This window comes from Streptomyces sp. STR69, from assembly GCF_024519455.1.
GTDB lineage: Bacteria > Actinomycetota > Actinomycetes > Streptomycetales > Streptomycetaceae > Streptomyces.
The window spans coordinates 147,123-161,026 of record NZ_JALJRY010000018.1 but is presented as its reverse complement, the minus strand read 5'-3'; the positions used below and the strand labels follow the sequence as shown (position 1 = coordinate 161,026).

16 protein-coding genes are annotated in these 13,904 nt (G+C 69.0%); 8 read left to right on the top strand and 8 right to left on the bottom strand.

The features are described from left to right. Positions 1-58 precede the first annotated feature (58 nt). The gene (locus tag OC490_RS30755) at positions 59-1,879 is read left to right on the top strand and encodes a bifunctional metallophosphatase/5'-nucleotidase (protein WP_262061276.1); all 1,821 of its coding nucleotides are present in this window, start codon (positions 59-61) and stop codon (positions 1,877-1,879) included. Positions 1,880-1,917: 38 nt separating this feature from the next. Then, positions 1,918-2,208, top strand: a complete 291-nt coding sequence (locus tag OC490_RS30750; protein ID WP_262061275.1) for a hypothetical protein — start codon at positions 1,918-1,920, stop codon at positions 2,206-2,208. 31 nt (positions 2,209-2,239) lie between these two features. Here OC490_RS30750 and OC490_RS30745 read toward each other — a convergent pair whose 3' ends face one another. From OC490_RS30745 to OC490_RS30735, 3 genes are all read right to left on the bottom strand, one after another. Continuing rightward, a complete protein-coding gene (locus OC490_RS30745; RefSeq protein WP_262061274.1) occupies positions 2,240-2,839 on the bottom strand; it encodes a TetR/AcrR family transcriptional regulator in 600 nt (199 codons plus the stop codon). A 76-nt stretch (positions 2,840-2,915) separates the two neighbouring features. Continuing rightward, positions 2,916-3,110, bottom strand: a complete 195-nt coding sequence (locus OC490_RS30740) for a DUF397 domain-containing protein (protein ID WP_262061273.1) — start codon at positions 3,108-3,110, stop codon at positions 2,916-2,918. Next, positions 3,107-3,943, bottom strand: a complete 837-nt coding sequence (locus OC490_RS30735; protein WP_262061338.1) for a helix-turn-helix transcriptional regulator — start codon at positions 3,941-3,943, stop codon at positions 3,107-3,109. Before OC490_RS30735 ends, OC490_RS30740 begins: the two co-directional genes overlap by 4 nt. Positions 3,944-4,067: 124 nt before the next feature. Between OC490_RS30735 and OC490_RS30730 the strand changes: the two genes are divergently transcribed. The 5 genes from OC490_RS30730 (at position 4,068) to OC490_RS30710 (ending at position 6,637) form a co-directional block, all read left to right on the top strand. Next, positions 4,068-4,463 (top strand): hypothetical protein, encoded by a 396-nt coding sequence (locus OC490_RS30730; RefSeq protein ID WP_262061272.1) that lies wholly within the window; start codon positions 4,068-4,070, stop codon positions 4,461-4,463. A gap of 137 nt (positions 4,464-4,600) precedes the next feature. After that, positions 4,601-5,404, top strand: a complete 804-nt coding sequence (locus OC490_RS30725; protein WP_262061271.1) for a hypothetical protein — start codon at positions 4,601-4,603, stop codon at positions 5,402-5,404. Positions 5,405-5,524: 120 nt separating this feature from the next. Continuing rightward, the gene (locus OC490_RS30720; RefSeq protein WP_262061270.1) at positions 5,525-5,791 is read left to right on the top strand and encodes a hypothetical protein; all 267 of its coding nucleotides are present in this window, start codon (positions 5,525-5,527) and stop codon (positions 5,789-5,791) included. Beyond that, positions 5,788-6,246: a hypothetical protein gene (locus OC490_RS30715; RefSeq protein WP_262061269.1), complete on the top strand. Its 459-nt coding sequence runs from the start codon at positions 5,788-5,790 to the stop codon at positions 6,244-6,246. Before OC490_RS30720 ends, OC490_RS30715 begins: the two co-directional genes overlap by 4 nt. A 100-nt stretch (positions 6,247-6,346) precedes the next feature. Beyond that, positions 6,347-6,637 (top strand): hypothetical protein, encoded by a 291-nt coding sequence (locus OC490_RS30710; protein WP_262061268.1) that lies wholly within the window; start codon positions 6,347-6,349, stop codon positions 6,635-6,637. A gap of 4 nt (positions 6,638-6,641) precedes the next feature. On the opposite strand, the gene OC490_RS30705 is transcribed toward OC490_RS30710, so the two are convergent. The 5 genes from OC490_RS30705 to OC490_RS30685 form a co-directional block, all read right to left on the bottom strand. Continuing rightward, on the bottom strand, positions 6,642-6,857 hold the full coding sequence (locus OC490_RS30705) for a tautomerase family protein (protein ID WP_262061267.1): 216 nt from the start codon (positions 6,855-6,857) through the stop codon (positions 6,642-6,644). 11 nt (positions 6,858-6,868) lie between these two features. Continuing rightward, entirely contained in the window at positions 6,869-7,519 is a 651-nt protein-coding gene (locus tag OC490_RS30700; protein WP_262061266.1) for a hypothetical protein, read from the bottom strand. 89 nt (positions 7,520-7,608) lie between these two features. Next, the gene (locus tag OC490_RS30695) at positions 7,609-10,041 is read right to left on the bottom strand and encodes a dolichyl-phosphate beta-glucosyltransferase (protein ID WP_262061265.1); all 2,433 of its coding nucleotides are present in this window, start codon (positions 10,039-10,041) and stop codon (positions 7,609-7,611) included. 26 nt (positions 10,042-10,067) lie between these two features. Beyond that, positions 10,068-10,769 carry a GntR family transcriptional regulator gene (locus tag OC490_RS30690; protein WP_200715604.1) on the bottom strand — a complete coding sequence of 234 codons (702 nt, stop codon included), beginning with the start codon at positions 10,767-10,769 and terminating at the stop codon, positions 10,068-10,070. Between the two features lie 191 nt (positions 10,770-10,960). Beyond that, positions 10,961-12,316 (bottom strand): aspartate aminotransferase family protein, encoded by a 1,356-nt coding sequence (locus tag OC490_RS30685; RefSeq protein ID WP_262061264.1) that lies wholly within the window; start codon positions 12,314-12,316, stop codon positions 10,961-10,963. 370 nt (positions 12,317-12,686) lie between these two features. Here OC490_RS30685 and OC490_RS49620 point away from each other — a divergent pair, with 370 nt between their 5' ends. Then, positions 12,687-13,796 (top strand): serine/threonine-protein kinase, encoded by a 1,110-nt coding sequence (locus OC490_RS49620; RefSeq protein ID WP_410099167.1) that lies wholly within the window; start codon positions 12,687-12,689, stop codon positions 13,794-13,796. Positions 13,797-13,904 lie beyond the last annotated feature (108 nt).

The window sequence follows — 13,904 nt, the reverse complement described above, 5'->3', positions numbered from 1 at the left end:
GTAGCCCGCCGCGCCCCGCATGCCACACCCGCCCTCTGTGCCCTCCCAGGAGTCCTGAATGCCCGTCAATCCCATGAACCGTCGTGAGTTCGTGCAGAAGTCCGCCGTCACCGGCGCAGTCGTGGCCGTCGCGGGGACGGCGGCGGCGACCCCGGCCGAGGCCGCCGACCGGCACAAGCCGAAGCCCAAGCCCAAGACCTGGACGTTCTCCATCCTGGGCACGACCGACCTGCACAGCCACGTCTTCAACTGGGACTACTACACCAACGCCGCCCCGGTGGACTCCAAGGGCAACACCTACGGCATCGCCCGCATCGCCACCCTGGTCAAGAACCTGCGCGCCGAGAAGGGCGAGCACCGGGTGCTGCTCGTCGACGCGGGCGACATCATCCAGGGCACGTCCCTCGCGTACTACTACGCGAACGTCGACCCCATCACGGGCAAGGACGGCAAGCGCGGCCCCAAGCACCCCATGGCCGTCGCCATGAACGAGATGCGCTACGACGCCGCCGCCCTCGGCAACCACGAGTTCAACTACGGCGTGGACGTGCTGCGCGCCTTCGAGAAGCAGTGTCACTTCCCGCTGCTCGGCGCCAACGCCCTGGACGCGAAGACCCTCAAGCCCGCCTTCGAGCCCTACACGGTCAAGCACATCAAGGTGCCCGGTGCGCCGGACATCAAGGTCGGCATCCTCGGCCTCACCAACCCGGGCATCGCGCTCTGGGACAAGGACAACGTCAGCGGCAAGCTGGTCTTCCCCGGGCTCGTCGAGCAGGCGAAGAAGTACGTGCCGCGGCTGCGCGCGCTCGGCTGTGACGTCGTCTTCCTCACCGACCACTCCGGTCTGGACGGCTCGACGTCGTGGGGCGACGAACTCCCGTACGTGGAGAACGCGTCGAACCTGGTCGCCCAGCAGGTCCCCGGCATCGACGCGATCCTCGTCGGCCACACCCACGTCGACGTCCCCACCTACACGGTGAAGAACGACGAGACCGGCGAGGACGTCCTCCTGTCCGAGCCGTACTGCTACGGATACCGCCTGTCCGTCTTCGACTTCGAGCTGGAACTCGTGCGCGGCTGCTGGAAGATCACCGGCAAGACGGCCACCACGCTCAACAGCAACACGGTCGCGGAGGACAAGAAGATCACCGAACTCCTCACCGCCGACCACGACTTGGTCGTCAAGTACGTCAACACGGCGATCGGCACCAGCACCGTGGACATGTCGACCGCGGAGGCCTGCTGGAAGGACGTCCCCGCCATCGACTTCATCCACGAGGTCCAGATGGAGACGGTGAAGGCGGGCCTGTCGGCGGCGGACGCCGCGCTCCCGCTGATCTCGGTGGCGGCCTGCTTCAGCCGCACCGCCGACATCCCCAAGGGCGACGTGACCATCCGCGACGTCGCCGGCCTCTACATCTACGAGAACACCCTCTACGGCAAGAAGCTCACCGGCGCCCAGCTCAAGGACTACCTGGAGTTCGCGGCGAAGTACTACCACCAGGTCCCGGCCGGCACCGCGGTCGACACCGCGACCCTCACCAACGCCAACAGCTTCTGGGACTACATGTACGACACGGCGGCCGGTGTCTCCTACGAGATCGACATCGCGGCGGCCGAGGGCTCCCGCATCAAGAACCTCACCTACAACGGCGCCGCGATCCCCGACGACCAGGTCTTCGTCGTCGCGGTCAACAACTACCGCGCCAACGGCGGCAGCGGCTACCCGCACATCGCCGCCGCGGAGTCCGCCTACAGCTCCACCAACCAGGTCCGCGACCTGATGATCGCCTACGCCACGGCCAAGGGCACCATCGACCCGTCGACGTTCGCGGCCTCCAACTGGAAGCTGACGCAGGCCGGCACGGCGGTCTTCTAAGCTCAGAACACCCACTACGCCGAGCGCGAGGAGCACGGATGGCCACGGATGTCCTGGAACGGGGTGAGGCCCGCGCCGCTCTGGTCCTGGAGTCCGTGCTCACCGCGGCGGCCGTGGTGTGGTGGTCGTCCCTCCTGTGGACGCACCGCGACGCCCTGTACGCAGTGCCCGACGCCGTGGCGCTGATCCTCACGGTCGTGCTGTCGCTGCTGGTCACGTGGGCCGTGTGGCTTCGGGCGGGCCGGCTGCGGAGCGCGAACCTGGCGCTGGTCGCGGTCCGCGGCGTCGCGGTCCTGACGTTGTCCCTCTGGATCTTTCAAGATCTGTAGGCCAGTGACCTGTAGGCCAGTGACGTGTGGGTCAGTCGGGGCAGGTGAGGGGCAGGCCGAGGCAGGCGTGCAGGGCTTGGCCCAACCGGCTGTCGACAGCCGCCCGTTCGGCCTCGGAGGGCTCCTCCGGCGGGATCAGTGCGTACGGCAGCGCCGTGGTGAGCACGGCGAGTGTGACCCTGTCCTGCTCGGTGCTGCCGCGCAGATGCGGGGTCACATGACTGGTCAGCCACTCCCAGGCCGTCCCGTGCCACTCGGTGTCCGTACGGAGGACGGCGGCGTACGTCATCGCGGGCTCGGTCCGCGCCATGGCCCCGACGACCCGATGCTCCCGCAACAGCCGGGCCGCCCGCACCACGAAGCGCACCCCCAGACACTCCGGCGGCGGCAACGGGTCGGGGACTTGCAGGGCCACGTGCAGCACACGGTTCAGTTCCTGCAACGTGGCCTCGCGCAGCAGTACCTGGGGAGAGGCCCAATTCCGGTAGAAGTACTGGCGGTTGGAGTCGGCCAGCCTGGCGATGTGGGTGACACCCACGCGCCGGGGCCCGCGCAGGGCGATCGCGTCCAGCGTCGCGCGATACACGGTGCCCATTCCTGGCGGAGCCTGGACATGCTGTGAGCTGCTCATGTGAGCAGTTTGGCGTGGGGGGAGGGAGGGTGTCCCAGAAAAGTGTGTCGGTTTCCCCTAAAAGTGTCACACTTTTTTAGGGGAGGGGGTGGGGGGTGGAGGTGAGGAAGGCGGACCAGGCCACATCGGACACGGTGACCATTCCAAGCTCCGGGTTCTTTGAGTCCCGGATGTGGACGGTGTGGGGGCAGGCCGCGATCTCGACGCAGTTCCCGCCGCCGCCGTCGCTGTAACTCGACTTGAACCAGCGCAAGGTGTCGGTGCCGCTCATCGTTCTTCTCCTGCCAACCGCTCGATGAGGCTCAGTGAATCGTCGGGGCTCAGAGCCTGTGCGCGGATCTTCGCATAGCGGTGCGCCAGTTGGGAGACTTCCGGCGGATCACTGATCAGGATGCCCTGGTCCTCGATCTCCATGTAGACGACGTGCTCGTGCTCCTTCGTCACCACCAACTTCATGGAGCCACGGTCACCGGCGTATGTTCCTCGCAACCCGCGATCCAGTGGCAGTACTTGCACGCAGACATTGTCCCGTTGCGCGTCCTGCGCGAGCGAACGCAGTTGCTCCCGCTGGACCTCCCAACTCCCGAACGGCCGCCTCAGTACGCTCTCTTCGAGGATCAGCTCGATCATCGGAGCCGGGTCCCGGTCGAAGAGCTTCCTGCGGGCAAGCCGTGCCTCGACCAGTTCTTCTCGCTTCTGCTCGGGCACTGGCGGGAAACTGCCGCCGATCAACGCCCGCGCATAGGCCTCGGTCTGGAACAGGCCATCGACAACCAGCGTCTCGTACGACGACAAGGTGACGGCCTCCGCCTCCATCTCGGCGAACCCACGGAACCGGGTCGGGTACTTCTCCAGCAGCATCCACTTGCGCGCTTCGTCGAAGACTCCGAGACCACCCCCGACCGTCTCCTCCAGCTTGAGGAGCATGTCGTCGCTGGCGGGCTGTGCACAGGTCTCCATCGCGCTGACCGCCGAGCCGGTGTAGCCCATCAGCTTGCCCAACTCCGACTGTGTCAGCTGCTGTTGCTCACGCAGTGATTTGGCGAGGGTGGCGACGAGATGCGCCGTTCCGCTCGCTTCTTCCTTGTTCTTGGCCCGCGCCATTGCGGTCACCCCCGGACTCAACCGAACTCAACCGATCACCAACAGCCGACCCCTGTGCCCAACCGTTGCGGACGGTCGACGCAGAGTTATGGAAACGGTAGCCGGACCTGCCGAAACTATCCGCATGGATACGCAAAGTGACCTGAAATGGATCCCCGCAACCGGCATCCAACTCCGCAAGGCAGGGGTCCAGTTCGACGCGGTACGGGTGGACGGCGACGAGGGCAGAGACCTCGCGGACAGGCTCGCCCGCATGACAGGAGGGGCGCCCGGTCCCGTCGTAGAGGAGGCGACGGGCAACCGCCCGGTCTACTTCCTGGTCCCGGCCGGCAGCACGTCCCACCGTGCGTGGCCACCGGGAGTAACGCGTCTCACCGCCGGCCCGAACCACATCTCGTACATCCCGGTCCCGGCCCTCAACGGCCAGACCTGGCCCCTGACTTGGCGCTACCGCCCGACGGCCCCGGACCACTTCGTCCACACCCTGCTCCTGCGCACCGCCCTTCACCCTCAAGAGTGAAGAACGCCAACTCCCGCCCAGGAAAAGCCAGTTCCGACTTGCGTTCGTCGCTTTGCGTGCGCATAGAGTCACGCCAACGAAAACGCCCCCGCGGTGCGCCAACACCCGGGGGCTCGACAGCAGGAGCCAACCTCCCGATGCGCATCCATCGTACGACGCCCACGCGCGCCTTTTCAGTCTTCTCCAACGCTCTTCTCCGCGACCGGAGCATCTCCTGGTGTGCGGTCGGCGTACTGACGTACCTATTGAGCCTCCCCAGCGAGGCCCGAGTCACCATCCGCACGCTCGCGGATCAGCGCAAGGAGGGGCGGTCACGGATCGCCGCCGCCCTGCATGAGCTCGAGGATTCGCGGTATCTGCGGCGGGTGGTGCACAAGAACCCGCAGAGCGGCCAACTCTTCACCGTGTACGAGGTTTTCGACACTCCGTACGAGGACGAGCCGCCTGCGGGTGAAGAAGAAAAAGTCGAGAACCTGGCCTCCGGCGAGTCGGCCGTCGCGCCGTCGGACGCTCTCCCTTCGGGAGAAAAGACCAGGGAACAAGAACCTCCCTCCCCGCCGCCGCAGGCCGAGTTGAGCGAGCGCACCGCGCTTGCCGCGAAGTTGCTCGGGTCACTCGGGCGAACTGAACCCCGGCTCACGCTCGGTGCCGCCGAGGCGCAGAAACTCGCGCCGCTGGTCGAGGAGTGGTGGGACCGGGGTGCGACGACCGTCCAGGTGCGTGCGGCCCTGACGGACGGTCTGCCGCGACGGATGTACTCGGCTGCTGCCATCGTCGAGAACCGCCTGCGCCGAAAGTGCCCGGCAGCCCCCGCCGCCATGCCGGTCACCACCGTCCACGTCGAACCCCGCAAGCCCGGCGCCTCCGGCTACCGCGAGGCCGCCCAGCGCGGAGGTGCACTCGCCCGCGCCTTGTTGCAGGGGCGCCCCGCGCTCGCGTAATCGCCCCCCAGACTCCCGGCCGCACGTCCGTGCAGCGTCGGGTCCTTCGAAAGAAACGGAGTGTTGATGACCGTCACACTCGTACGCCCTGAGACGGTATACCGCCGGTATACTGTGCTCATGGCTGACACCACGATCAAGGTCGACCCCGCTGTCCGTGACCGTCTCCAGGAGCTCGCCCGGGAACGCGGGATCACCATGCGGGACTTCGTCGCGGAGCTGGCCGGGGCCACACCCACCAAGGAAGAGCTGCGCAAGCGGTACGAGGAGACCAGGGCGTACGTGGAGGAGCACTTCCTCGGCAGGCCCTACACCGAAGAGGACGAGAAGGCCGGCGAGAAGCTGTGGGCCGACCTCGAAGCCGGGCGGATCGGGGAGGTCCAGTGACGGGGGAGGAGCAGCGATATCCGCTGCCGCGTGCCGTCATCTTCGACGACACCGCCGCGCTGGCGCTCGGCGCGGGCAACATCATGGCCTCCCGGCTCGTCGTCGAGGCCGAGAAGGATCCCGCCCTGCGCGTCTACATCCCGGCGCTCAGTCTGGCCGCCGCCGAACGGGAGCGGGCGGGCGTCGCCGAACACGTCGGCGCGTTGCCGTCCGTGGCCATCGAGGGGCTCGACTTCGCGGCGGCGACCGCCGTGGGCAAGCGACTGCGGGTCGCCGGTGGTGCCGATGCCGATGTCGACGGCGACAAGGGGGAGGCGGACTGGAGCGGGGCTCATGTGCTGCACCTCGCCCTGCCCACCGTCGAGTGGCCGCGCGGCCGACCCGTCCTGACCAGGACGCCCATCCGGTATCGAGGTACTGGCATCCGCACGATCCGTATCGTCGAGCAGAGCTGACCAGAAAAAGGGGGATGTCCTCACCGGGGCATCCCCCTTTGTCCGGGCATATCCTGAAGTGGTCCGCTCCGCGCACGCCGACCAGGAGAAGGTGACTGCGATGCGCATGATGCTGAAAGCGTCCATGGACACGGAGAAGGGGAACGAGGCCATCCGCAACGGGACTCTGGGGAAGTTGATGGAGGAGTCCCTGGAGCAGATCAAGCCCGAGGCGGCCTACTTCACCGCCGACGGCGGCAAGCGCACCGCGTTCCTGTTCTTCGACCTGAAGGATCCGTCCGACATCCCGTCGATCAGTGAGCCGTTCTTCCTCAACCTGGGTGCCGAGCTGACCTGGACCCCGGTGATGAACAGGGAGGACGTCCAGACGGGTCTCGGCAAGATCCGCTAGGCCCTCACTCCTGCGGTGTTCCCTGGATCCTGGCAAGGGTCAGGACACCGCCGCCTATGCCCCATCCGGCGTCGGCGACCTCTTCCACCAGGACGAGCGTGGTGGCCCGGGCGCCGTCGCCGAAGATCTCGGCGTACAGGTCCGTGGTGCGCGTGATGATCTGCTCCTTCTGCTCCGGGGTGAGGGCGCCGGCGGGGACCTTGAAGTTCGCGAAGGGCACCGGTCACAGCGCTAGCTGAACACGATCATCGAGCCCTGGGCCAGGCTGCGCGTCGCCGCCGCGTGCAGCCCGAGCCACACGTGCCGCTCGCGCGCGAACGGGCTGGGGTCGTACGGCGCGGCGACAGCCGGTTCCTCCAACTCCGTGGGGGCGGAAGGGGGTTGGGGTGGCGTGGGCGGGTTCGCGGGGTCGATGCCGATCGTCGGGGCCACGAACTCCAGCTCGCGGAGGAGGGTTTGGGAGGAGCCCAACGGCCCGCCGCCCGCGAGAAGTTCGTCGTTCGCGAGGGGGTGCGGGAAGTCGACCGGGACATAGGCGCCCGCGTGGTCGTAGTGCCAGACCAGGTGGGACTGCTGGGCCGTGGTCTCGAACATCTCCAGGAGCTGCTCGTAGTCGCCGCCCAGGTCGTCCACCGGGGTCACCGGGAGGCCGCAGACCTGAAGGAGGTAGGCCCGGCGCAGGAAGTGCAGCGCGTCGTAGTCGAATCCGGCCACTGGAGCGACCTCGCCGGACAGTCCCGGCATGTACTGGTACACCGGCACCGGAGGGAGCCCGGCCTCGGCCAGCAGCGAGTTGTAGAGCGCGAGTTCGTCGGCGAACGGATTGTCGGGGGTGTGGCACAACACGTCGACGAGCGGGACCAGCCACAGGTCACAGGCCAAAAGGGGCTCCTCGGTTACTCGCTGCGCAGCGTGGTGTTCGCATGGTGGTCAGGCAAGAGTAGGGGGAAGAGTAGTCGGTGCGGCCCGGGTCAGCTCCCCTCGTGCAGGTCCCATACCCACACGCCGTCCACCCACGTACCGGGTTTGCCGACCAGCTTTTCCACAGCGGTGCGGAGCTTGTCGTCGTTGGGCTGTGGTGCGACGACGAGGGCGCCCGCGTGCCAGTACGCGAAGTCGGCCTTGGCCTGCGCCTGCCAGTTCTTGCCGATGGTGGGGATGACGCCGGTGTAGCGCACGTCCCGCAGCATGTTGGAGGTGTAGCGGGGCGAGGCGCCGTAGATGCCGATGCGGTCGGCGCCGTAGGGGCCGTTGAAGTAGCCGCCCGGCATCTTGAAGCCCAGGTCGGAGGCCGTCTGCCAGTGCAGGGGCTCCGCCGCGCCCGGGTCGGCGAGCGGGACCGGGACCAGGGATTCGCCTGCGCGGACGTACGACTTGTACGTGCCGTCCGTGAAGAAGGCCGGTACCGCGGTCCGGTCGACCGCCTTCAGCGGCGCGGGGACGAGCGGGAGCAGCGCCAGGCATACGGCGAGCAGGCCCACGTACTGCGTGCCCAACTCCCGTGTCGCCGCCAGGCGTTCGACCGCGAGCGCGACCAGCATGCCCAGCGCGGGTGCGCAGATCATCGCCACCCGGCCCTCGATCACCGACTCGAAGAGCGGCTTGTGGGCGAGCAGGGCCCAGGGGCCGGGGTAGATCGTGTCCGTGAGCGGGATGCGGATCTTGGGGCCCATCGACAGGATCGCCGCCGTGATCGCCGTGAACGCCAGCGCCTTGACCAGGGCGTGTTCCCACAGTCGTACGACGATGGCGAAGGCGAGGGCGACCAGCGGCCAGCCGTAGAAGGCGTTCTGTTCGGTGGGGTTGAGGGAGAGGGAGTTGGCGCGGATCTCGTTGCCCGCCATCAGGGAGCGTTCCGCGAAGGAGAGGAGCGCGAGGGGGCTGTTGCCCGCGTTGTCGCCGTGCAGGACGCTCTTGTAGCTCTGCGGGCCCGCGAACTGGTAGTAGAGCGGGATCAGGATGATCGGCGCGCAGACCAGTGCCGCGATCCCCAGGCCCTTGAGGAGCGGGCGCCAGGACGCCCGGACGACATCCCTGTTGAGGACTCCGTAGGAGGCGGCGAACAGGACCATGCCCATCGACGCCAGGAGCAGGGGTTCCTCGCCGAGGAAGATCTGGTACGCCGCCATCAGGCCGAGCACGACCCCGTCGCGGACCACCCGCGTGCCCGCGCAGAGGCGCAGGGCGCGGTCGATGATCAGCGGGATCATGAAGAGGATGACGAAGTTGGGGTGCGCGTTGGCGTGGCTGACCATCGGAGGTGCGAAGGCCGCGAGGGAGGCGCCGACGAAGGCCGCGGCCCGTTGCCGTACGACTCGCTTCACGATCAGCCAGTACCAGGCGGCGGCCGTGGCCGCGAGGCCGAGCGCCATGCAGACGCTGAGGGAGACCGCGGGTCCGGCCAGCAGGGTGAGCGGCGCGAAGGGGACCGACAGGCCGAGCATGACCGTGTTGGCCATGAGGTTCACGCCGTCGGGGAAGCCCTGGAGGTTGGAGAAGAACGGGTTGTGGAGGTGGGCCACGTTGTCGGCCGTCACCGCGAAGAACCACTCCCACTGGTTCTGGTCCTGGAGCGAGTCCTCCAGGTAGCGGTGGTTCGGGTCGAAGAAGCGGCCCGAGTAGAGGGCGACCGACATGAGGAGGAAGAGGACGGGGACCAGGATGTCGACCGGGCGCAGGGAGCGGGCGCGGAGGCGGGCGAGTTCGGTGAGGACCCGGGCGTAGTCCAGGGGTCGTACCTTCGAACCGGACTGGTGGGACCAGCGCACCGGGACCTCGGCGACGTCCCAGTCGGCGCGGCGGAAGTGCTGCAGAACCTCTACGTCGATGCCCCAGCCGTTGATGCGGGAGGCGGCGAAGGCCTCGCGGGCGCGGTCGCCCTCGAAGAGCTTGAAGCCGCACTGGGTGTCGCGTATGCCGGGCACCGCGGCCTGCCGTATGAGGAAGTTGCCGGCGCGGCCCAGGAGTTCACGGACCGGGTGCTGATGGCTCTCGATGGTCGCGCCCGGCGCGGCCCGGGAGCCGATCGCCGCCGCACGGCCCTCGCTCAGCTCCTTGTCGAGTTTCTCCAATTCCTCGATGGGCGCGGCCAGATCGGCGTCGGTGACCAGGACCCGGCGTCCGCGCGAGGCGGCGACCCCGAGGCGCAGGGCGTGGCCCTTGCCGCGGTTGCGGGGGCTGGTGACCAACTGCACACGGGGATTGTCGAGAGAGCGGGAGGTGACGACCTCCCTCGTCCCGTCGTCGGAGCCGTCGTCGGCGACGACGATCTCCCAGTCGCCGAAGCGGCTCTCGTTGTCGCGCAGATACGCGGTGATTGCGTCGAGCGTCGGCCCGAGCCGCTGTTCCTCGTTGTAGGCGGGCACGACGACACTGAGGTCCACGACGACGACACTGGGGTCCACGGCCGGAGCGGCCCTTTCCGGTCCGGTCACCGGGCGGCCAGCCGCTCGATGAGGGCGAGGGAGTGCGTGTTGTACGCCAGGACGATCGCCCGCGCGGCCGGGGTGTCGCGGCGCGCCAGGGCGTCGACCAGTTCGGTGTGCTCGGCCCACAACTGCCCGCGCAGATCGGTCAGTCGGCGCAGATGCTGCACGGTGCACACCCAGGACTGGACGCGCAGCCGGTGCAGGAAGTCGCCGAGGTAGGGGTTGCCGAACATGGTGCTCAGCTCGCGCCAGTACCGCAGGTCGTAGCCGATCAGCACGGTGAGGTCGCCGGCCTCGGCGGCGCGCTGCGCCTCCTCGCCGCGGCGGCGGACCCCGGCGAGCGCGGCGACCGTACGGGGGTCGTCGGTGCGGTCGAAGACGGGGTGGCCGCCGGCCAGGGCCAGGAACATGCCCTCGGTGACCAGGGCGCGGGCCTCGATCATGCCGCGGTGATCGGCCACCGAGTACTCGTGGACGCGGAACCCGCGGTGCTGGTCGGCTTCGAGGAGTCCCTGCGCGGAGAGATCGACGAGGGCTTCCCGGACCGGGGTCGCGGAGACGCCGTACTGCTCGGCGATCTCCTTCACCGTGAACTCCTGGCCGGGCTGGAGCCGGCCGGCCAGGACCTCGTCGCGAAGCGCGTCGGCGATCTGCTGCCGCAGGGTGCTGCGGGTCACGGCGCCGTTGCCGCTGCTTCCGGGCATCGTCGGAGCGTCTCCCTCGTCGCGTTCGATGGCGTACTCGTATATGTCTACGAGCACGTCACCTTACGCGTTCGGGTTCCCGCCCTGCCCGTATCCGGGCACCAGAGGAACGGACCCGCCCATTCCGGGTACTACGAGGTGAATTCGACGGCGAACTGCGAGGTGTATTGGCTCACCTTTTGGTCCGCGTCCTACGAGGTGAACTCGTCCGCCACGGAGAGCGCGGTGTCCAGGGCGGCGAGGCCCTCCTTCAGTTCGGCCTCGCTCACGTTGAGCGGCGGGACGACGTGGGTGCGGTTCATGTTGACGAACGGCCACAGTCCCTGCTGCTTCGCGGCGGCCCCGAACGCGGCCATCGCCGCGTTCGCCTCACCGGCCGCGTTGTACGGCACCAGCGGCTCGCGCGTCTCCCGGTCCTTCACCAGGTCCAGCGCCCAGAACATGCCGACCCCGCGCACCTCCCCGACACTCGGGTGCCGCTCGGCCAGCGCGCGCAGCGCGGGCTCGACGACGGTCGTACCGAGGTGCTTCGCGTTCTCCACGACCCCTTCCTCCGCCATGACGTTGATCGTCGCGACGGCCGCGGCGCAGGCGAGCGGGTGCCCGGAGTACGTCAGGCCGCCCGGGTAGGCCCGCTTGCCGAAGGTGTCCGCGATCGCGCCGGAGATGGCGACCCCGCCGAGCGGCACGTATCCGCTGTTCACGCCCTTGGCGAAGGTCATCAGGTCCGGTACGACGTCGAACAGGTCGGCCGCGAACCACTCACCGGTCCGCCCGAACCCGGCCATCACCTCGTCCAGGATGAAGACGATCCCGTACTTGTCGCAGAGCTCACGCACCCCGGCGAGATAGCCCGGCGGCGGCACCATGATCCCGGCCGTGCCCGGCACGGTCTCCAGGACGATCGCGGCGATCGTGGCAGGCCCCTCGAAGGCGATCGTCGTCTCCAGGTGCTCCAGCGCCCGCGCGCACTCCTGCTCCTCGGTCTCCGCGTAGAAACGGGACCGGTACAGGAAGGGCGCCCAGAAGTGCACGACCCCGGCCGAGGCGCTGTCGCTGGCCCAGCGGCGCGGATCCCCGGTGAGGTTGATCGCCTGCTGTGTGCCGCCGTGGTACGAGCGGTAGGCGGACAGCACCTTCGGCCGGCCGGTGTGCAGCCGGGCCATGCGCGTCGCGTGCTCGATCGCGTCCGCGCCGCCGTTGGTGAAGAAGATCTTGTCCAGGTCCCCGGGCGTCCGCTCGGCGATCAGCCGGGCCGCCTCCGACCGGGCCTCGATCGCGAACGCGGGCGCGAAGGTGGTGAGGGTCGCGGCCTGCTCCTGGATCGCGGCGACGACCTTCGGGTGCTGGTAGCCGATGTTCGTGTAGACGAGCCCACTGGTGAAGTCCAGGTAGCTCCTGCCGTCGTAGTCCCAGAAGTACGACCCCTCCGCGCCGGCCACGGCGAGCGGGTCGATGAGCTCCTGCGCGGACCAGGAGTGGAACACATGCGCACGGTCCGCGGCCTTCACGGCGGCGCCGGCCTGGGGGTTGGGCTGAGGGGTCATGGCGGTGAGCGTAAATGTCCGCGATGCGGAAACGGAATCGGCGTCCTGTCTGCGGTAGCGGGGTTTCCGCGACAGGTTGTCCAGGGTGGGTGCCCGGTACGGGCCCGGTACGGGGGCTTGCTGAACTGTGTGGGCAAACCTAACCACTGTCCACCCGCGTGACCGGTTAGGAACAACCCCAGCCTGTAGAGGGTGCGTGGTGCGGGTCGCGCGGTCCACGGCTGGGCCGGTCTCCCGTTACGGAACCGTAGACACCGCTCCGGCCGTCTCGTCGATTCCCCGCACTATTCTCGGTCTGTCGCGGAGCACAGGGGCTGGACCGGGGCGTGACCGGGGCGTGACCGGGGATTTCAGGGGAGGCGGCGCGGTCGTGGAGAAACTGGGGGCGGCCGATCCGCAGCGGATCGGGGCATACCGGCTGCTGGCCCGGCTCGGGGCCGGTGGCATGGGCCATGTCTACCTGGCCCGGTCGGACCGGGGGCGCACCGTCGCCGTCAAGCTGGTGCGCGAGGACCTGGCCGCGCAGGAGGAGTTCCGCGCCCGGTTCCGGCAGGAGGTGCAGGCCGCGCGGCAGGTCGGCGGGCACTGGACCGCGCCCGTCCTGGACGCCGACACCGAGGCCGCGGTCCCCTGGGTGGCCACCGGGTACGTCGCCGGGCCCACCCTGCAACAGGTCGTCGGACGCGACCACGGGGCACTGCCCGAGCGTTCGGTACGGATCCTCGCGGCCGGGCTCGCGCACGCGCTCCAGGACATCCACGCCGCCGGCATCGTCCACCGCGACCTCAAACCGTCCAACGTGCTGGTGACCATCGACGGCCCCCGCGTCATCGACTTCGGCATAGCGCGCGCCCTGGAGACCCAGGCCGGGGACGGGCTCACCCGCACCGGCTCACTGGTCGGCTCGCCCGGATTCATGGCACCGGAACAGGTGCGGGGCGATCGCATCACCCCGGCGTGCGACATCTTCTGCCTCGGTTCCGTCCTCGCCTACGCCGCGACCGGCACCCTCCCCTTCGGCACCGCCAACAGCGGTGTCCACGCGCTGATGTTCCGCATCGCCCAGGACGAACCCGACCTGACGGGCGTCCCGGAGGGCATCGCCGAACTGGTCCGCGACTGCCTGCGCAAGGACCCGGACGCCCGGCCGACCCTGCATCAGATCCTCGACCGCACGGGCGCGGAGGACACGGTCTCCGGGGGCCGCTCCCGCGACCCCTGGCTGCCGGGCGGCCTGGTCGCCCAACTCGGGCGCCACGCGGTGCGGTTGCTGGACACGGAGGATCCGCAGACGGCGGAGCTGGTCCAGTTGGAGAAGGGCGCTCCGGAGGTGCGGGCCCTTCAGGCTCTGGCTTCCGAGGCCCTGGCCCTTGAGGCGGCTCAAAAGGCCACGCCTGCCGAACTTCCCGCCCCCCCCCCGCCCCCCCCGCCGCACTCGCCCCCGCCCCCGCTTCCGCGGAGGCCGCCCCCGTCGCCGTAAATCCCCCCGCCGTCTCCGAAGCCTCCCCGGAACACGCCCCGGCCTCCGACGACTCCTCTCCGCCGCCACCCGCGGCGGCGGACGACGGCGCGCCCACCACCCACCTCC